The sequence below is a fragment of the Pseudonocardia sp. NPDC049154 genome, assembly GCF_040648315.1.
GTDB lineage: Bacteria > Actinomycetota > Actinomycetes > Mycobacteriales > Pseudonocardiaceae > Pseudonocardia.
This window is the reverse complement of record NZ_JBEZDN010000019.1, coordinates 1-18,747: the sequence shown is the minus strand read 5'-3', so window position 1 is coordinate 18,747 and position 18,747 is coordinate 1. Positions and strand designations below refer to the sequence as shown.

Below are 18,747 nucleotides of genomic sequence, written 5' to 3'. Positions count from 1 at the left end.
TCAGCCCCGGTTCTTCAGGAAGGAGACGTCGTCGTTGCCGATGAGGTCGGGGACGGTCCAGCCGTCGAGGTCGTACTCGGCCAGGCACTGCTCGGCCAGGCCCTTCATGTGCGCGGTGGTGCCCTGGGCCTCGGCGGCGAAGAGCAGCTCGGCCTTCACGTTCTCGTGGTTGCCGGAGTAGTTGCGCTCGTAGAGCTCGTGGCGTCCGCCGAACTCCGAGCCGACCGCGTCCCACAGCGCCTTCATGACCTTGACCCGGTCCACGGCCTCGTAGCCGTTCGACCCGCGGACGTACTTGTCCAGGTACGGCCGCACCTCGGGGGTCTTGAAGTCGATGGAGTGCGAGTTGAGGTAGATCAGGCCCGACGCGACGTCGGACTCGATGATCTCCTTGATCCGCGGGTAGGCCTGGATCATGAGCATCCGGTAGGTCAGGCCGTAGTCGAGCTTGGGCAGCAGCGCGCCGTTGGTCCACTCGTCGGGGTTGCGGGCCATGGCGTCGGCGAGCGCGAAGAACGTGTTGCGCCAGCCCACCACCTCGCCGACGCGGGTCTGCACGCCGCGGAAGTCCTTGCTGCCGGTGATCTCCAGGGCCTTGAGCAGCAGACCCGCGATGAAGTCGATCTTGGTGGCGAGCCGGATGCAGCCGTGGAAGGTGAAGCGCGGGATGAACCCGGAGACCGGGAAGAAGCCGTTGATCTTCTCGATGTCGCCGTAGAGGAAGACGTTCTCCCACGGCACCAGGACCTTGTCGAACACGAAGATCGTGTCGTTCTCGTCCATGCGCGAGGAGAGCGGGTAGTCGAACGGGCTGCCCATCACCGCGGCCTGCTGGGTGTAGGAGGTGCGGCAGATCAGCTTGATGCCCGGCGCGTCCATCGGCACCGTGCAGATGAGCGCGAACTCCTTCTTCTTGATCGGCAGCCCGTAGTGCGCGATGAAGTTGTAGTTCGTGATGGCCGAACCGGTGGCGACGACCTTCGCGCCGGACACGATCAGGCCGGCGTCGGTCTCCTTCTCGACCTTCATGAACACGTCGCCGACCTCGTCCGGCGGGAGGTTCCGGTCGACCGGCGGGTTGATGATGGCGTGGTTCCAGTACAGGACCTTCTCCTGCGACTCCTGGTACCAGCGCCGCGCGTTGTCCTCGAACGGCGCGTAGAACTCGCTGTTCGCGCCCAGGGTGCCGAGGAAGCTGGCCTTGTAGTCGGGGGAGCGGCCCATCCAGCCGTAGGTCATCCGCGACCAGGTCTCGATGGCGCGGCGGTCGGCCAGCAGGTCGTCGACCGAGTGCGGGGAACGGAAGAACGGGTGGGTGACGCCCCCGTTGCCGGTGTCCGTCGGCACGGTCAGCTTGTCGCGGGTGGCCGGGTCGTGCAGGGCGTCGTAGAGCCGCGCGGTCATCCGGACCGGGTTGCGGAAGGCGGGGTGGGTGGTCACGTCCTTCACGCGCTCGCCGTAGACCCACACCTCCCGGCCGTCCTGGATGGAGGAGATGTACTCGTCGCCGGTCATGGGGGCGGTCGCGGTGGGAGCGACGGCCTCGGTGCGGTCCTGCTGGAGCGTCATGTCTGGCCCTTCTTCTGCGGTGAAAACGGGTCGGGCTGAGGGGGTCAGGCGGCGTGCGAGGGCAGCGGGGTGAAGGTCGTCGAGGCGTCGAACCATCCGGCCTCGGGACAGTCGAGCGAGCCGCCCCAGTGGGTGCCGGTCTCCTTCGGGCCGATCTCCCGGAAGGCGCCGGCGTAGAAGAGCAGCGGCTCGGAGTCGGCGACGTCGATGTGCTCGACCTCGCCGACGACGATCAGGTGGTCGCCGCCGTCGTAGGTCCGCCAGGGGCGGCAGGAGTACACGGCGGCCGAGCCGACGAGCACCGGCGCGGTGGGGCCGTCGGCCCACTCGGGGCCCGGGTCGGCCGGGCGGCCGGCGAAGTGCCACGCGGTGTCGAGCTGGCCGGACCCGAGCACGTTGACCGCGAACGGCGCCCCGTCCAGGTAGCCGCACGCCCGAGACTTCCGGGTCAGCGTCACCTGGCACAGCGCCGGTTCGAGCGACACCGCGGTGAAGGCGTTCACCGTGGCACCGTGCGGGGTCCCCTCGTCGTTCCGGCAGGTCACCACGGTGACACCAGTGGCGAACCGGCCGAAGGCGTTGCGCAGTTCCCGGGGCGGAACCGTCATCGCGCACCTCCCTGTGCGGTGGGCGTACGCTCTGCGTACAAGCTGCACGCTTTGCGTTCAACGGGTTGGAGAGTGCCTCAGGACACGTCGGGCGGTCAAGCCCTCGTTCCCGAGAGCGGTACGGAAGGATGGGGACCTGTGAGTGCGGAAGGCACCGAACGGGACTACGTCCAGAGCCTCGAACGGGGCTTCGCGGTGCTGCTCGCCTTCGACGAGGAGATGACCACCCCGACCCTCGCCGAGCTGGCCGCGAAGACCGGGCTCTCCCGCCCCGCCGTGCGCCGCCTGCTGCTCACGCTGCAGCGGCTCGGCTACGTCGAGAACCACGGAACCCGCTGGTCGCTGACCCCGCGGGTGCTCACCATCGGGCAGCACTACACCGCCACCAACGCCCGCATCGAGCTCGCCCAGCCGCACCTGCTCCGGCTGGCCGAACGCACCGGCGAGTCCGCCTCGCTGGCCGAGCTCGACGAGTTCGACGCCGTGTACGTCGCGCGCGTGCCGGTGCGGCGGATCATGAACATCAACGTGGCGGTCGGCTCCCGCGTCCCGGCCCACGCCACGTCCATGGGCCGGGTGCTGCTCGCCTGGGCGGGCCCGGCCCGCATCACCCGCTTCCTCGAGGAGGCGCCGCTGCGCGCCCACACCTCGCGGACGATCACCGACCCGGCCGAGCTACGGATGGCGCTCTCCGAGGTCCGCGGGCAGGGCTGGTCGATGGTCGACGGCGAGCTGGAGGAGGGGCTGCTCTCCGCGTCGGCGCCCGTGCGGGACCGGACCGGCGCCGTGGTCGCCGCCCTGGCCTCCTCGACGTCGGCCGGCCGGCTCGCCCCGGAGCGCCTCCGCGAGGAGACCGTGCCCCTGCTGGTCGAGACCGCCACCGCGATCTCGACCGAGCTGGGCTGGTCGCCGCGGACCCCGCCCGTCGTGCGGGACGGGTTCTTCTAGACGCTCACAGCGTCGTCCGCAGGTGCGCGACGACGGCGGCGTGGATCTCGGCGCTGCGGGGCACCGCGGCGGAGGCCCAGTAGAGCGCGTGCACGAGCCCCTCGACCCGGCGGGTGGTGACCGGGACCCCGGCCGCCCGCAGCTGCGCCGCGAACGCCTCGCCCTCGTCCCGGAGCGTGTCGAACTCGGCGGTCACGACCAGCGTCGGCGGCAGCCCGGCCAGGTCGCCGGTGTCGAGGGCCAGCCGCGGGTCGGCGAGATCGGCGGGTCCGCGCACGTACTGCGCGCCGAACCAGGCGAGCGCGTCGAGATGGATCAGGTAGCCCTCGGCGAACTCCCGCCGCGAGGCGGTGTCGGCGGTCGGGGAGACCAGGGGGTACAGCAGCGCCTGGGAGCGCACCGGGGGCTCGCCGTCGTCGCGCGCCCGCAGGACCGCGGCCGCGGCGAGGTTCGCGCCGGCGCTGTCGCCCATGACCGCGATCCGGTCGGGGTCGCCGCCGTGCGCGGCGATCTCCTTCGCGGTCCAGCGCAGGGCGACCACGACGTCGTCGTGCGCCGCGGGGAACCGCGCCTCGGGGGCGCGCCGGTAGGTCACCGACACGACCACGGCCGAGGCGTCCAGGGCGAGGGCACGGGCGGGTTCGTCGACGACGTCGAGGCCGCCGGCGACGAACCCGCCGCCGTGCACGTGCACCACCACGGGGAACGGCCCGGTGCCCGGCGGCACGTAGACCCGAGCGCGGTGGGCGGGATCGGGGCCGTAGGACACGTCGGCGACGGCCGCGACCTCGCGCGGCGGCTTCTGCAGCGCCGTGAACGAGTCGACGGCCTGCCGGGTGGCATCCACCCCGATCGTCTCGAAGGAGCGGAAGCCGGTGCGGGCGAGCCCGTCGAGCAGGGCGGCGACGGCGGGGTCGAGAGGCATCGTCGGTCCTCTCAGGCCTGCGCGACCGCGCGGTCGGCGGTGTGGTCGGCGCCGGCGGACAGCCGGAACCCCTCGTACCCCCGCGCGACGACCTCGTCGCACTTCGCGCGGTAGGCCGGCGCCCCGCCCAGGTAGACCAGGACCCGGCGCGGCTTCCCCGGCACGTTGCGGCCCATGTACCAGGAGGTGGGGGAGTCGGGCAGGAGGGTCGCCCGGGCCAGTTCCTCGGTGTGGGCGACCCACTCCTCCTCCGCCTCGGCGGTGGGCTCGACGACCGCCCGCCCGGTCGCGCGGAGGTGTCGGAGGGCGTCGGCGGTGAAGTCGACGTGGTCCTCGATCGCGAGCGGCATGTTGTAGAGGACCGACGGGCTCTGCGGACCGGTGATCATGAAGAGGTTCGGGAAGCCGGCGGCCATCAGGCCGAGGTAGGTGCGCGGCCCGTCGGCCCAGTGGTCGGCGAGGCGCAGCCCGTCCCGGCCGGTGACGCCCATCGCGAGCAGCGGCCCGGTGCAGGCGTCGAACCCGGTGGCCAGGACGAGGACGTCGAACTCGTGCTCGGTGCCGTCGGCGAGCCGGACCCCGCGCGGGGTGACGGCGTCGATCGGGTTCGTGCGGACGTCGACGAGGCTGACCGTCGGCCGGTTGTACGCCTCGTAGTAGTCGGTCTCCAGCGGAGGGCGCTTCGTGCCGTACGGATAGCCCTCGGGGGCCAGCAGGTCGGCGACCGCGGGGTCGTCGACGCGCTCGTGGATGCGGTCCCGGATGTACTCCGCGACCGTGTCGTTGGCCGCCCGGTCGAACAGGATGTCGCCGAAGGAGTCGATGAACAGGCGGAACCCGCCGCGGTCCCACCGGTCGTCGAACACCCGCCGCCGCTCCTCGGGCGTCACCGCCAGGGCCGAGGGCTGCACGTCCGAGTACGGGACGCCGAGGAAGTGGTCGCGGGAGGCGGCGCGGATCGCGGCGTACCCGGCCTTCTCCGCGGCCTCCTGCGCCGGGTCCGTCGGGTGGTTGCCGATGGGGGTGGCGTAGTTCGGCGTGCGCTGCAGCACGGTCAGGCGCCCGGCGGTCTTCGCGATCTCGCTGATGGCCTGGATGCCCGACGAGCCGACCCCGACGATCCCGACCCGCCTACCCGCGAAGGAGACCTCCTCGTGCGGCCAGTTGCCGGTCGTGTACACCTCGCCCGCGAAGTCCTCGATCCCCGGGAACTCCGGCTTCTTCGGGACCGAGAGCGTGCCTGCGCCGGAGATCACGTACCGGGCGCGGTGGGTCTCGCCGGTGTCGGTGGTGGCCGTCCACAGCGACGCACCGTCGTCCCAGGTGAGCGAGGTGATCCGGGTCCGGAACCGGATGCTGCGGCGCAGGTCGAAGCGCTCGGCCACGTGCTCGAGGTAGCGCAGGATCTCCGGCTGGGCGCAGAACCGCTCGCTCCAGTGCCACTCCTGCTGGAGGTCGTCGTCGAACGAGTACGAGTAGTGGACGCTCTCGATGTCCACGCGGGCGCCGGGGTAGCGGTTCCAGTACCACGTGCCGCCGACGTCGCCGGCGGCGTCGAACGCGATCACGTCGAGACCCAGGTCGTCGCGCAGGACGTGCACCGCGTACAGGCCGGCGAACCCGGCTCCGACGACGATCGCGTCGCGCGTGTCCGGGGCAGGGGAAGTCACCACGGGATCCAGCCTCCTTGGATGGGTTCGGGTGGGCGCCTCCGTCCGCCGGGGGCGCAGGCCCTGGTCGGGCGGGGTGGGCGCTGCCGCCGAGAGTGGCGGGGGCAGGGCGGGCCCCGACAGCGCGAGATCACCCCACTCCGGCGGCACACCCCGTGGGGTGGCCACCCGGGTACACCCGTCCGGGCGCGGGTGCCCCCGTCCGGGCGTCCCTCCGTGCGATGCTCGTGATCCCCGTAGCGCGACGGTCAGGAGGCGTCATGGCGGACGTCGTCGGGGACGCGCGGGTTCCCGCCGCCCTCCGGGGACGGGGTCTGCGACCGGCGGTCACGCGGCTGACCAGCTTCGTCGGCCGCCGTCTGGCGGTGGACCGGTTGCACGCCGAGCTGCACGCCGGCCGCCTGGTCACCGTCACCGGGCCCGGCGGGGTCGGCAAGACACGCACGGCCCTCGCCGTGGCCGAGGCCGCGGACTTCCCCGACGGCGTGCTCGTGGTGGAGCTCGCCAGCGTCACCGACCCCACGCAGGTGGCCCCGGCCGTCGCCACCGCGCTCGGGGTGCCGGACCAGTCCAACCGCGACGCCGTGGACCGGGTCGTGGACCACCTCTCGGGCGCGGCGGCGCTACTCGTGGTGGACAACTGCGAGCACCAGCTCGAGGCCAGCGCCCTGCTGATCGTCCGGCTGCTCGACGCCCTGCCCGGGCTCACCGTGCTCGCCACCAGCCGGGAGCCCCTGGGCGTCCGCGGCGAGCAGGTCCACCTGCTCGCGCCACTGGCCGTCCCCGAGGAGTCCGACGCCGAGGGCGACTCGTCCCTGGAGCACGTCCCGGCGGTACGCCTGCTGGTCGACCGGGCCCGCGCGGTGCTCCCGGACTTCGCGGTGACCCCCGAGAACCGGGCCGCCGTCGTCGCCCTGTGCCGGCGGCTCGACGGGCTGCCGCTCGCGATCGAGCTCGCCGCCGTCCGGCTGCGGTCGTTGTCCGTGTCGCAGGTGGTGGAGCGGCTCGACCGGCGCTTCCCCCGGCTCGCGGGCTCGGACCCCGCCGTCGACCCGCGGCAGCGGTCGCTGCGCGCGCTGATCGACTGGAGCCACGACCTGTGCGGCCCGGACGAACGGCTGCTGTGGGCCCGGCTCTCCGTGTTCCCGGCGGCCGTGGACCTGGAGACCGTCGAGGGCGTGTGCGGGTTCGGCGAGCTGACGGCGGACCGCCTGCTCGACGCGCTCGACGGGCTCGTCGGCAAGTCCGCCGTGGTCGCGGACCGGGACGGGGAGCGGCTGCGCTACCGCCAGTTCGTCACCCTGCGCGAGTACGGGGCGGAGCTGCTCGCGGGCTCGGGCGAGGAGGGCGTGGTCCGGCGGCGGCACCGCGACCACTTCATCGACCGGGCCCGCAGCTCCGTGGCGCGCTGGTGCGGCCCGCACCAGGCCGCCGACCTGGCGCGGTTGCGCGAGGACCACCCCAACCTGATCGCCGCGCTCGCCTGGTCCGTCGACACCCCCGGCGAGGCGCCCGCGGGTGCCCGGCTGGCCGTGCTGCTGCGCTACCACTGGATCGCGGGCGGCTTCCTGACCTACGGGCGGCGCTGGCTGGAACGCCTGCTCGAGCGGCTCGACCCCGGCCTGCCCGAACGCGGCCACGCGCTGTGGGCCGCCGCATGGGTCGCGCTGATCCAGGGCGACCGGGCCGTCGCGCGGACCTACCTGGCCGAGTGCACCGGGATCGCGGACGCCCTCCCGGACCGCGCCATGCAGGGGCACGCGGCGCACTGGCGGGCCCTGCTGGACCTGTTCGAGGGCGACCTGCCGGCGGCCGCCCGGCTCTACGAGCGCGCGATCGCGATCCACCGGGAAGTCGGCGACGTCGGCTCCGAGCTCACCGCCGCCTTCCAGCTCGCGATGGCCCAGACCTACGCCGGCCGGCCCGCGGAGGCGTTGCGGACCTGCGCGGCGGTGGTCGAGCGGGCGTCGGCGGACGGCGAGTCGTGGAACCGCGGGTACGCCCACTGGGTCGCCGCGATCAGCCACCTTCACCTCGGCGACCTCCCGCGGGCCGAGGAGGCCGTGGCCCGGACGATGCGGATCGAGCAGGACTTCCGCGACGGTGTGTGCACCGCGCTGTGCATCGAGGTGTGCTCGTGGATCGTGGCGGCCGGGGGGCGGGCGGCCGACGCCGCCGCGCTGTCCGGCATCTCGGGCTCGGTGTGGCGGCGCCTCGGCACCTCGCTCGACGCCTTCGGCCCGCACGCCGGTGCGGAGGCCCGGCGCCACGCCGGGTTGGTGGACCGCGAGCTGGGCGTGGCGCGGGCGGCGGAGCTCCGTGCCGGGTACGGCCGGGTCGGCCTGCAGGAGGCCGTGCGGCTCGGGATCGAGCTCGGGGTGCGCGGCGGGCCGGGCCGGGCGCCGGCCGGTCCGGGGCCTACGGCCTCGCCGCTCACCTCGCCGCCGGCCTCGCCGCTGACCTCGCGGGAGAACGAGATCGCCGCGCTGATCGCCGCGGGGCTGAGCAACAAGGCGATCGCCCGGGAGCTCACGATCTCCCCGCGCACGGTCGACGGGCACGTGGAGCGCATCCTGCGGAAGCTGGACTTCACCTCCCGCACCCAGATCGCCTCGTGGCTCGCGGCCTCGGCCGCCCGGGCGTCCTCCTGACCGGTTGTCAGTCGGTGCGGGCGTCGTAGCGCGCGCGGGCCGCGGACATCTCCGCGACCGACCCCTCGAGCAGGTCCGCGAGGCCGCGCAGGCTGTCGGCCACCTTCTCGCCGAGGCCGGTCAGTGAGTACTCGACCCGCGGCGGGATCGTGCTGTGCACCTCGCGGGTGACCAGCCCGTCCCGCTCGAGGGTCTGCAGCGTCTGCGACAGCATCCGCTCGCTCACGCCGTCGACCCGGCGGCGCAGGGCGTTGAAGCGGTAGGCGCCCTCGCCGAGGGCCAGCAGCGCGAGGATGCCCCACTTGCTCCCGATCTCCTCCAGCGCCGTGCGCGACGCGCAGTGACGGGCGAACACCGTGGTCACGAGCTCGTCGGACGGGGCGCAGGCGGCTGCCGGGTCCGGGACTCGCGTGGTCACGCTCTCAGGATACCGCGCTGACGGGAACAACTGCGCTTACGAATAGTTAGTACTATCGAAGCGCACACCACTCAGGAGGCGACGGCACATGACCACCTACGCAGTCACGGGAGCGACCGGCCACCTCGGCGCCCTGGCGATCGAGGCCCTGCTCGAGAAGGGCGCCCCGGCCGGGGACGTCATCGCGGTCGTCCGGGACCCGGCGAAGGCGGCGCTCGCCGCCCGCGGCGTCCAGGTCCGGACGGCCGACTACGCGCAGCCGGAGACGCTGCGGAGCGCGCTCGCCGGCGTCGACCGGCTGCTGCTGGTCTCGGGCAACGAGGTCGGCAAGCGGACGGAGCAGCACGGCAACGTGATCGACGCGGCGAAGGAGGCCGGCGTCGGCCTGATCGCGTACACCGGCATCACGCGCGCCGACACCACCGGCAGCCCGCTCGCGCCCGAGCACAAGGCCACCGAGGAGCTGCTCGCCGCCTCCGGCGTGCCGCACACGCTGCTGCGCAACAACTGGTACGTCGAGAACTACACCGCGCAGCTCGCCGACTATCTCTCCCGCGGCGCGATCGTCGCCGCGGCCGGGGAGGGGCGGGTCGCCGGGGCCGCGCGCCGCGACTACGCCGAGGCCGCCGCGGTCGTGCTGACCGGGGAGAACCACGCGGGCCGGACCTACGAGCTGGCCGGCACACCGTTCACGTTCAAAGAGCTCGCGGGCACGATCACCGAGGTCAGCGGCCGGGAGGTCGAGTACCGGCCGGTGAGCCCCGCCGAGCTGACCGGCATCCTCACCGGCGCGGGGCTCGACGAGGGCACGGCCGGGTTCGTGGTCGCGCTCGACGAGAGCATCGCCCGCGGGGACCTCGACATCGAGAGCACCGACCTGCCCGAGCTGCTCGGCCGCCCGCTCACCCCGGTGGCCGACGTGGTGCGCGCCGCGCTCTGAGACCCGTCCGGCGGCCGGTCGTCAGGTCCGGTCGGCCGCCGGCGGCAGGAGCCGTCGCCCGCGGACGGGGTGGGCGACGCGGAGGCGCGCGTGGTCCCACGGGTCCGGGCGGGCGTCGCCGGGGACCAGCACCAGCGGGCCCGTTCCCGAGGTGCGCCGCCCGGGCGGCTCCAGGACCGCCCGCTCCCGCACCCGCTCGCCGATCCGCCGGTAGAAGCGCAGCTGGCTGCGCCGCCCGAACAGACCCCAGCCGAGCCCGAAGACCGGGCCGAGCCGGGGATCGGGCTTCCAGCGCACGCTCGCCCGGAACTCGACCCGTCCGGACGCCCGGTGCTTGGCCACCCGGTACAGCACCTGCCCGCGCTGCAGGTGCCCGTCGAGCGTCGCGTAGGCCCAGCCCCAGATCCGCCAGCCGTCCTCGTCGGCGCGGTCGACCACCTCGGTGATCCGCACGCCCATGAGGAAGCGCAGCGGGCCGAACCGCCCGTCGAGCAGGATGTCCCGGCCGAGCAGCTCCGAGTCGCGCAGGTACGCCGCGCGCAGGAGCTCGGGCGGCGTGAAGTCGTAGTCCCGCACCAGCGCCGTCGCCCGCTCCCAGATCCCGTCCGGTACGGGCTCACCCGGCCTTTCGGTCCCCAGCTCGTGCACGTGCTCGTCGACCGTCCAGCCGGCCTCCGCCTCCGGGTCGTCCGTGACCGCGCGCTCCCGCAGCCCCTCGACGACGGCGAGCAGACCGTTCATCCGACGGCGAGCGCGGGGCTCAGGGTGGTGGCGTCGTCGATCAGGCCGTCGAGCAGGATCCGGACGCTCTCCGCGGTGCCGACCTTCGGCTCCCAGCCGAGCTCCAGCCGGGCCCGGCCGGTGTCCATCACCGGCGTGCGGACGGCGACGTCGAACCAGCCCGGGGACAGCGCGAGCGCGTGCAGCCGGAACAGCAGGCCGATCACGATCCGCGCCAGGTCGTGCGGCAGGGGGATCGGCCGCGCGCCGACCAGTGCGGTGAGCTCGTGCGCGTCGAGGGCGTCGGCGGCGATGTTGAACGCGCCCCGCGCCCGGCGGTCGAGGATCGCGACGATCGCCCGGCCGAGGTCGTCGGCGTGCACGAACTGCAGGACGGTGTCGCTCGGGACCGGCAACAGCGGCACCTTGCCGGCGGCGAGCAGCCCGAACGACGCCCGCGGCACGATCGGGCCGAGGAAGAGCCGGGCCATCTCGCGCGAGGCCTCGCGCTGCACCACCAGTGTCGGGCGGACCCGCGCGACGGCCACACCGGGATTGTCCCGCTCGAACGCGTCGAGCATCCGCTCGGCGATGATCTTGTCGCGGCTGTACGCCGAGCGCGGCTGCCCCGTGACCGGCCAGCTCTCGTCGACCGGCCGGGCCGGGTCCTGCGGGGCGGACGCGTAGGCCCCGAGCGACGACGCGAACGCCAGATGGCCGACCCCGGACCGCCGGACCGCGCGCAGCAGGGCCGCGGTGCCGTCGACGTTCGTGCGCCGCAGTGCCGCCTCGTCGCGCACCGGCTGGATGGCCCACGCGAGGTCGACGACGGCGTCGGCGCCGGTGAACACGTCGGTCAGCCGCCGCTCGGCGTCCGCCGTCGTGAGGTCGATCGTGTGCCACTCGGCCTCGTCGTAGGGCGGGACGGGCGGCGGCGGCCGCCGGCACACCGCGCGCACCCGCACGTCGGGCACGTCCTTCAGCACCCGCAGCAGCCCGGTCCCGACATTGCCCGACGCGCCGACCACCACCACGGTGCGCTCGGACGCTCCTGCTCGCTCCGGCATCGTGCTCCCTTCCCTCGTCCGGAAGGGCATTACCGGTACGGGGCCGCTCAACCCCCGCACGCGGAAGGGCCTCCGACCCGCGGTCGGAGGCCCTTCATTCGGTGCGTTCCCGGGCGCCGTTCCTCAGCTCGCCGCGGCGACCTTCTTGCGGGTGCGCCGCTTCGGCTTCGCCTCGGATTCCGCCTGCGGTTCCGCACTGGCTTCCGAGGTGGCTTCCTGCGTCGGTTCGGGCGCGGGTTCCGGTGCCGGAGCCGCGGTGCCGCGATTCCCGTACGCCTCGAGCACGTTCGACGGGATACGGCCCCGCTCGGAGACCTGGAACCCGGCCGAGACCGCCCACTCACGAATGGCGGCGTTCTCCTCACGGGTCTTGCCCGGGGAGGAGGGAACCCGAGCGTAGTTCCTGCGCCCGGGGCCGGACGAGGACCGGCGCGCGGCGCTCACGAACGGCGCGAACGCCTCCCGGAGCTCCGACGCGTGCTTCGCGCTCAGGTCGATCTCGAATTCCTTGCCGTCCAGCGTGAACGTGACCGTTTCGTCCGCCTGTCCGCCGTCGAGGTCGTCCACCAGGGTGATATTCGTTATCTTCGCCATCGTTCACGTCCGATCGCCGTACTCGCGGGTTGCCCCGATTCTCCACGGATTCCCCGAAAAGTCGAGGACGGTCACGCGGGAGTGGTGATTCGTGCACCGCGAGTGCCATTCCGCGCGCGTTCCGCGGTTGTGTGCGACCCGCGAACCGGCGCGGTCAGGCGGCGCGGAACTCCTCCGGGCGTTCGCGGGTGGCCTCGGCGAGGGCCTTGCGGGTGCGCTCGACGTCGTAATCCTTGCCGTACACCGGGGTGCCCGGCTGCTGACGCCACGACTCCTCGAGCGAACCACCGTCGACCGGGTCGAAGCCGAGCTCGTCGACGAGTGCGAAGACGGTGTCCTTGCCCGGGCCGTCCGCACCCGCGATCGGCAGCGCGATCCGGCCCTCGGTGCCGCGCGGGTTCCCCCGCTCGAGCAGGTGCTTCCAGTAGATGCCGTTGAACACCTTGTACACCGGCGTGCCGAGCAGCCCGGCCACCCACACGCTCTCGGGGGTGCCGTCCTCGAGCGCGTCGATCCGGCCGTCGCGCTGCTGCGGGTAGTAGTTGTTCGTCTCGATCACGGGCGCCCCCGGCTTCGCCGAGGAGACGATGCCGGGCTCGAGGTCCGGGGTGTTCTTCTGCGGGATGCTGACGATCACGACGTCCGCGTCGACCGCCGCCTCACGGGCCCACACCGGCGTCGCACCCGTCTCCGCGGCCAGCTCCGCCAGGGTCTCCGGGGCGCGGGAGTTCGCCACCCGCACCTCGTGCCCCAGCGCGGTGAGCCGCCGCGTCAACGTGCCGCCGATGTACCCCGCCCCGATGATTCCGATCCTCATGTCCGCGGCAACCGGGGCGGCCTGGATCACCATTCCCGGGATGTGACCCAGGCGACTCCGGAGGCCTCGGACATCGGCAGGCGGCGCCCACGGGAAGGGGTTGCGGTGCAGCAACCGCTCCGACGCGACCCGCAGGACGGGTCATGATCAGCGGTCGTGGAGCGGAACCCGCGCTCAGCGCGGATCCCGCTCCACTCCCGACGATCAGGAACGGCGGTGCCTCCTACAGCACTCCGGGGTAGGCGCCGCCGTCGATCAGCAGGCTCTGGCCCGTGATGAAGCCTGCCTGTGCGGAGCAGAGGAAGGCGCAGGCGGCGCCGAACTCCACGGGCTCGCCGAACCGGCGCGCGGGGATCGTCGCGCGCCCGTCGGCCGCGATCTCCTCCACGCCGACGCCCTGCTGCTCGGCCGCCACCTTCTGCCCGGCCGCGAGCCGGTCGGTGGCGAAGGAGCCGGGCAGCATGAAGTTGATCGTGACGTTCGCGTGCGCCACCGACCGCGCGACGCCGGCGAGGAACCCGGTCAGGCCGGCCCGGGCGCCGCTGGACAGGTCGAGCCCGGCCAGCGGCATCTTCACCGAGCCCGAGGTGATGTTGACGATCCGGCCGAACCTCCGCTCCACCATCCCGTCGACGACGGCCTGGACCAGCCGGATCGGCGTGGCCATGTTGGACCGGACGCCGGCCAGCAGCGCCTGCTCGTCGACCTCGCGGAAGTCCCGGAAGGGCGGCCCGGCGTTGTTGTTGACCAGAACGTCGACCTGCGGCACCGCGGCGAGCAGCCGGTCCGGCCCGTCGGGCGTGTCGAGGTCCGCCCCCACCGGGATCACCTCGGCCCCGGTCGCGGCGGCGATCTCGGCCGCGGCCTTCTCGGCGGCGGCCTGCTCCCGACCGTTGACGACGACGGTGCACCCGGCCCGGGCCAGCTCCTCGGCGCACGCCCGGCCGAGCCCCCGGGTGGAGGCGCAGACGACGGCGCTGCGGCCCGCGATCCCCAGGTCCATCAGACGGGCCGCCGCTTCGGCGTGGAGCGCGCGACCAGCGCGGGATCGCGGGTGACGGCCTCGCCGAGGACATCGTCGATCGCGGCCATCGCGTCGGCCGGGATGCGCACGCCCGCGGCCTTCACGTTCTCCTCCACCTGCTCCGGCCGGGAGGCGCCGACCAGGGCGGCGGAGACGTTGCGGTTCTGCAGCACCCACGCCACGGCGAGCTGGGCCATCGTCAGCCCGAGGTCGCCGGCGATCGGCCGCAGCTTCTGCACCCGGGCGAGGGTGTCGTCGGCGAGGAACCGCTTGATCGCGTCGCCGCCGCCCTTCTCGTCCGTGGCGCGCGAGCCCTCGGGCCAGGCCTCGCCGGGCAGGTACTTGCCGGTGAGCACGCCCTGCGCGATCGGCGACCACACGATCTGCCCGATCCCCAGCTCCTCGGAGGTGGGCACGACCTCGTCCTCGACGATCCGCCACAGCATCGAGTACTGCGGCTGGCTGGAGACCAGGGAGATCCCGAGGTCGACGGCCAGGGCGTGGGCGCGGCGGATCTGGTCGGCCGTCCACTCGCTGACGCCGATGTAGAGCGCCTTGCCCGCCCGCACGACGTCGGCGAACGCCTGCATCGTCTCCTCGAGCGGGGTGAACCGGTCGTAGCGGTGGGCCTGGTAGAGGTCGACGTAGTCCGTCCCGAGCCGGCGCAGGCTCCCGTCGATGCCCTCGAGGACGTGCTTCCGGGACAGCCCCTGGTCGTTCTTCCCGCGCGGTCCCACCGGCCAGTAGACCTTGGTGAAGATCTCCAGCGACTCGCGCCGCTCGCCCTTGAGCGCGGCGCCGAGGACCTCCTCCGCGCGCCCGTTGGCATAGACGTCGGCGGTGTCGAAGCTGGTGATCCCGTGCTCGAGGGCGGCGCGCACGCACTGCGTCGCGACGTCGTTCTCGACCTGCGACCCGTGCGTCAGCCAGTTGCCGTAGGTGATCTCGGAGATCTGCATGCCGGAGCGGCCGAGGTGGCGGAAGTGCATGGCCCCATCGTGCACCCGCCGAGGTTCGCCCCCCGCGGGTGAGGCCCGGTCCGGCGGCGGCCACGACAGTCGCTCTTCCGACGACATCGAGGAGAGGCGGATCCATGGCGACCCTGACCGTCTGGAAGTTCGACGACCCCGGCGGCGCGCGGCGCGCGTTGGACCTGGTGGAACGGCTGCAGAAGCAGGAGCTGCTGACGCTCGAGGACGCGGCACTCGTCTCGTGGCCCGAGGACCGCAAGAAGCCGAAGACCGAGCAGCTGCACAGCATGAAGGGCGCGGGTGCGCTGGGCGGGAGCTTCTGGGGCCTGTTGTTCGGCCTGCTGTTCTTCGTCCCGCTGCTGGGCATGGCGGTCGGTGCGGCGATGGGCGCCCTCGCGGGCTCCATGTCGGACGTCGGCATCGACGACCGCTTCATCAAGGAGGTCCGCGAGAAGGTCACCCCCGGCACCTCGGCGCTGTTCCTCATGACCTCGCGCGTCGTGCAGGACAAGGTGCTCGACGAGTTCCGCGGCACGCAGGCCGAGCTGATCTCGACGAACCTCTCCCACGAGCAGGAGCAGAAGCTGCGAGAGGTCTTCGTCGAGGAGCACGAAGCCGTCTGAGACGAGGTGTTCGGCGTGGTCTCCCCGCCACAGGCCCGGGTGTGGGCGTTCGAGGCGGTGCTGGCCGTGCTGTCGGACGACGTCAACGCCGAGCAGGGCACCGAACGGGCCCGCGCCGTGGCCGCCGCGGTGCTGGCCGAGGCCGGCGAACCCGGCCTCACGGAGACGGTGGTGGTCCTCTCCTCGATGCTCGCCGAGGCGCTGGAGCGGATCGCCGCCGAGCGCGGCCTGGTCGCGGCCGACCTGGCCGAGATCTGGTTCGTGGAATGACGGGAGGCCGGTCATGGCCGGGACCGCAGAGGGCGCACGACCTGGCGCGGGGCGGCGGCTCGCGGCCGCGGGCGCGTTGCTGGCGGCGATCGCCGCGGTCGTGGTTGTGATCCTGGCACTCCTGCAGGACCCGCTACGGGTCGTCGCGGCCCCGATCCTGGTGGGCCTGGCGGTCGCCGCGGGCTGGACCGCGCTCGTGCGGCGCGGGGCGTGGCGGATCGCGGCCTCCACGGTCGCGGTGCTGGCCCTCGTCGGCGTGGTCCTGCTGGTGGTGACGGCGTCGCTGCTGCGCACCGTGGCCGTCGTCGTCCTGGTCCTGGTCGCGGCGAGCCTCGCCCGGGTCGCCCTCGGCCGCGACCTCGTGCCCGAGCCGTCGGGGATGAAGTCCGTCCCGGCGGCCGGGCACGGGGTGCTGCTCATGAACCCGCGCTCGGGCGGCGGGAAGGTCGCCCGGTTCGGGCTCGAGGAGGAGGCCCTGCGGCGCGGCGTCACCCCCGTCGTCCTCGAGCCGGGCGACGACCTGCGGGCGCTCGCCGAGGCGGCGGTCGCCGAGGGGGCCGACGTGCTGGGCATGGCCGGTGGCGACGGGTCCCAGGCCCTGGTCGCGGACGTCGCCCGGCAGCACGACGTGCCGCTGGTCGTGATCCCGGCGGGCACCCGCAACCACTTCGCACTCGACCTCGGCCTCGACCGCGAGGACGTCGTGGTCGCGCTCGACGCGTTCGGGCCGGCCCTGGAGCGGCGCATCGACCTGGCCGTGCTGGGCGACCGGGTGTTCGTCAACAACGCCTCGCTCGGCGTGTACGCGGGCGTGGTGCAGTCCGAGGGCTATCGCGACGCCAAGCTCGCGACGACCGCCCGCATGGCTCCCGACCTGCTCGGACCCGATGCCGAGGGCTCGCACCTGCGCTTCCGCGGCCCGGACGGCGAGGTCGACGGATCGGTGGCCATGGTGCTCGTGTCCAACGGCGACTACCGGTTGGACCGGCTCGACGGCTTCGGCACCCGGGCGCGGCTCGACGGCGGGGTGCTCGGCCTCGTCACCGTGCGGGTGCAGAAGGGCCGGGACGTCACCGAGATGCTGGCCGCGCAGGCGACCGGGCGGCTGCGCTCCTTCCACGGGTACCGGCAGTGGAGCGCGCCGGAGTTCGAGGTCGACTCCGACAAACCGCTGGTCGAGGTCGGTGTCGACGGCGAGGCGCTGCGGCTGCCGCCCCCGCTGCGGTTCCGCGTGCTGCCCGGGGCGCTGCGCGTGCGCGTGCCCGTCGAGTCACCGGGCGCGGCCCCCGCGGCCGTGGCGCCGGCGGGCCCGGGCGAGGCGATCGCGGGCATGGTCCGCGTGCTCCGCGGGCATTCCGCGCAACGACGACCCGGCTGAGCGGACGAACCGGACGAACCGCGCGGAACTGGGCCGTTCGGAGCCGTCCGCTCCTCCGGGGAAGGTCCTGAAGGGGGACCTTCGTCCCGCCGTGCCGGGGCCCGTCGCTGGGCGCCGTGCCGGAACCGGCCGGTCCAGCATGGACCGACATCGCCGGTCGAGAAGCGTGCCGGCCTGCGCGGGGGTGACGTCCATGCATCCGGTGCCCGAGGCGAAGATTCGAGTTCCCGCCCCTCCGCCGCAGCTCGTCCCGCGGGCCGCGGTGCGGGCGGCGCTCGACCGGATCGTCGACGTGGGCCTGGTCCGCGGGCCGGCGGGCTTCGGCAAGACGCTGGCCGTGTCGGACTGGGTGCGGGCGAGCCCGGGGCCCGGGACGGCGTGGGTGCGGCTCGACGCCGAGGACGAGGACCCGCGCCGGCTCTGGTCCGCCGTCCTGGCCTCCCTCGCCCGGTGCCCCACCGTCCCGCCGTCCAGCCGCCTGCGGGACGGGCACGGGTGGCCCGCGGCCGGAGGCCCGGAGTTCCTGGCCGCGCTGACCGCCGCGCTCGACGTCCTGCCGCGACCGCCGCGCCTGGTGCTCGACGACGTCGGCGAGCTGACCGGCGCCGCCAGCCTGCACGGGCTGCGCACCTTCCTCCGCGACCGGCGGCCGGACCTGGCCGTCGTGCTGTGCGACCGGGGCGAGCCGCCGCTCGGCCTCGCCCGGCTGCGGGTGGCGCGGCGGCTCCGCGAGATCGGCCCGGACCTGCTGCGGTTCACCCCGTACGAGGCCGAGGACCTGCTCCGCGCCGTGGCGCCGGGGCTGACGCCGGCCGAGGTCACGGTGCTGCACGCGCGCACCGCGGGCTGGCCGGCCGCCGTGCGGCTGGCCGCCGCGGCCTGCGCCGACCCGACCGACCCCCAGGCCGCGCAGGGCTTCTCCGGCGAGCACCCGCTGGTCGCCGACTACCTCGAGGGCGAGGCGCTCGCCGGCCTCGACGAGACCGAGCTCGACGTGCTGCGCCGGGTCGGGGTGGTCAACCCGGTGCCGACCGGGCTCGCCGCGGTCCTCACCGGCCGGGCCGACGCCGGCGGGGTGCTCGACGCCGTCGAGCACCGGACGGGCCTCGTGCGCGCCGCGGGCCGCGGCCGGGAGGTCCACCGGGTGGAGCCGCTGCTGCGCGACCACCTGGTCGGGGAGCTGCGCCGGTACGCGGCCGGGACGCCGGCGCGGCTCGAGGCCGCCACCGCGCGCTGGTACGCGGCCGCCGGCCGGCCCGACGCCGCGGCCGAGCACGCCGCCCGCAGCGGGGACGCGCTCGTCGCCACCGAGATCCTGCGCGACGCCGGTCCCGCCCTGCTGCTCTCCGGCCGGCACCGCCCCCTGCGCCGCGCCTTGGACACCGTCGGCGAGGTCGGCCTCGCCCGTGAGCCCGGGCTGGCGGCGCTCGCCGCGCTCGCCCGCACGGCGGCGGTCGGGTCGTGCGGGCCCCCGGGGCCGCGGGGGGGCCGGCGGCGGCGACGGATATCCACACTAAGTAAACAAGAGACAAAAAAAATAAAAGATCTAGGTGG

Annotated in this window: 17 protein-coding genes and 1 pseudogene; 7 read left to right on the top strand and 11 right to left on the bottom strand. The window is 73.9% G+C overall.

From position 1 onward, the window contains the following. Both AB0B41_RS12725 and AB0B41_RS12720 read right to left on the bottom strand, forming a co-directional pair. The gene (locus tag AB0B41_RS12725) at positions 1–1,569 is read right to left on the bottom strand and encodes a 4-hydroxyphenylacetate 3-hydroxylase N-terminal domain-containing protein (RefSeq protein ID WP_358202209.1); all 1,569 of its coding nucleotides are present in this window, start codon (positions 1,567–1,569) and stop codon (positions 1–3) included. Positions 1,570–1,613: 44 nt separating this feature from the next. After that, entirely contained in the window at positions 1,614–2,177 is a 564-nt protein-coding gene (locus AB0B41_RS12720) for a flavin reductase family protein (RefSeq protein WP_358202206.1), read from the bottom strand. A gap of 138 nt (positions 2,178–2,315) precedes the next feature. Between AB0B41_RS12720 and AB0B41_RS12715 the strand changes: the two genes are divergently transcribed. After that, a complete protein-coding gene (locus AB0B41_RS12715; protein WP_358202204.1) occupies positions 2,316–3,125 on the top strand; it encodes an IclR family transcriptional regulator C-terminal domain-containing protein in 810 nt (269 codons plus the stop codon). Positions 3,126–3,129: 4 nt separating this feature from the next. Here AB0B41_RS12715 and AB0B41_RS12710 read toward each other — a convergent pair whose 3' ends face one another. Together AB0B41_RS12710 and AB0B41_RS12705 are read right to left on the bottom strand one after the other, a co-directional pair. Then, a complete protein-coding gene (locus AB0B41_RS12710; RefSeq protein WP_358202202.1) occupies positions 3,130–4,050 on the bottom strand; it encodes an alpha/beta hydrolase in 921 nt (306 codons plus the stop codon). An 11-nt stretch (positions 4,051–4,061) separates the two neighbouring features. Then, positions 4,062–5,723 carry an NAD(P)/FAD-dependent oxidoreductase gene (locus AB0B41_RS12705; RefSeq protein WP_358202199.1) on the bottom strand — a complete coding sequence of 554 codons (1,662 nt, stop codon included), beginning with the start codon at positions 5,721–5,723 and terminating at the stop codon, positions 4,062–4,064. Between the two features lie 257 nt (positions 5,724–5,980). Between AB0B41_RS12705 and AB0B41_RS12700 the strand changes: the two genes are divergently transcribed. Further along, positions 5,981–8,371, top strand: a complete 2,391-nt coding sequence (locus tag AB0B41_RS12700) for a LuxR C-terminal-related transcriptional regulator (RefSeq protein WP_358202197.1) — start codon at positions 5,981–5,983, stop codon at positions 8,369–8,371. Between the two features lie 7 nt (positions 8,372–8,378). Here AB0B41_RS12700 and AB0B41_RS12695 read toward each other — a convergent pair whose 3' ends face one another. Next, the gene (locus AB0B41_RS12695; protein WP_358202195.1) at positions 8,379–8,789 is read right to left on the bottom strand and encodes a helix-turn-helix domain-containing protein; all 411 of its coding nucleotides are present in this window, start codon (positions 8,787–8,789) and stop codon (positions 8,379–8,381) included. Between the two features lie 88 nt (positions 8,790–8,877). Here AB0B41_RS12695 and AB0B41_RS12690 point away from each other — a divergent pair, with 88 nt between their 5' ends. Beyond that, the gene (locus tag AB0B41_RS12690) at positions 8,878–9,729 is read left to right on the top strand and encodes an SDR family oxidoreductase (protein WP_358202193.1); all 852 of its coding nucleotides are present in this window, start codon (positions 8,878–8,880) and stop codon (positions 9,727–9,729) included. Between the two features lie 21 nt (positions 9,730–9,750). On the opposite strand, the gene AB0B41_RS12685 is transcribed toward AB0B41_RS12690, so the two are convergent. From AB0B41_RS12685 to AB0B41_RS12660, 6 genes are all read right to left on the bottom strand, one after another. After that, positions 9,751–10,470, bottom strand: coding sequence for a DUF1990 family protein (locus tag AB0B41_RS12685; protein ID WP_358202190.1), 720 nt, complete (start codon positions 10,468–10,470; stop codon positions 9,751–9,753). Beyond that, positions 10,467–11,516 carry an NAD-dependent epimerase/dehydratase family protein gene (locus tag AB0B41_RS12680; protein WP_358202188.1) on the bottom strand — a complete coding sequence of 350 codons (1,050 nt, stop codon included), beginning with the start codon at positions 11,514–11,516 and terminating at the stop codon, positions 10,467–10,469. The genes AB0B41_RS12685 and AB0B41_RS12680 overlap by 4 nt, the downstream gene beginning before the upstream one ends. Before the next feature lie 123 nt (positions 11,517–11,639). After that, entirely contained in the window at positions 11,640–12,110 is a 471-nt protein-coding gene (locus AB0B41_RS12675; protein WP_358202185.1) for an Lsr2 family protein, read from the bottom strand. Between the two features lie 154 nt (positions 12,111–12,264). Then, positions 12,265–12,927 carry an NAD(P)-binding domain-containing protein gene (locus AB0B41_RS12670; RefSeq protein WP_358202183.1) on the bottom strand — a complete coding sequence of 221 codons (663 nt, stop codon included), beginning with the start codon at positions 12,925–12,927 and terminating at the stop codon, positions 12,265–12,267. Positions 12,928–13,150: 223 nt separating this feature from the next. After that, positions 13,151–13,930, bottom strand: a complete 780-nt coding sequence (locus tag AB0B41_RS12665; protein ID WP_358202179.1) for an SDR family oxidoreductase — start codon at positions 13,928–13,930, stop codon at positions 13,151–13,153. Next, positions 13,930–14,940 carry an aldo/keto reductase family protein gene (locus AB0B41_RS12660; protein WP_358202177.1) on the bottom strand — a complete coding sequence of 337 codons (1,011 nt, stop codon included), beginning with the start codon at positions 14,938–14,940 and terminating at the stop codon, positions 13,930–13,932. Before AB0B41_RS12660 ends, AB0B41_RS12665 begins: the two co-directional genes overlap by 1 nt. Before the next feature lie 104 nt (positions 14,941–15,044). On the opposite strand from AB0B41_RS12660, the gene AB0B41_RS12655 reads away from it, so the two are divergent. The 4 genes and pseudogenes from AB0B41_RS12655 to AB0B41_RS12640 form a co-directional block, all read left to right on the top strand. Beyond that, complete coding sequence (locus AB0B41_RS12655) at positions 15,045–15,545, top strand: DUF1269 domain-containing protein (protein WP_358202174.1); 501 nt, start codon at positions 15,045–15,047, stop codon at positions 15,543–15,545. A gap of 15 nt (positions 15,546–15,560) precedes the next feature. Further along, the gene (locus tag AB0B41_RS12650; RefSeq protein ID WP_358202172.1) at positions 15,561–15,815 is read left to right on the top strand and encodes a hypothetical protein; all 255 of its coding nucleotides are present in this window, start codon (positions 15,561–15,563) and stop codon (positions 15,813–15,815) included. Positions 15,816–15,828: 13 nt separating this feature from the next. Next, on the top strand, positions 15,829–17,193 hold the full coding sequence (locus tag AB0B41_RS12645) for a diacylglycerol kinase family protein (protein ID WP_358202169.1): 1,365 nt from the start codon (positions 15,829–15,831) through the stop codon (positions 17,191–17,193). A gap of 193 nt (positions 17,194–17,386) precedes the next feature. After that, positions 17,387–18,747: pseudogene (locus AB0B41_RS12640) on the top strand (hypothetical protein); the annotation flags it as partial.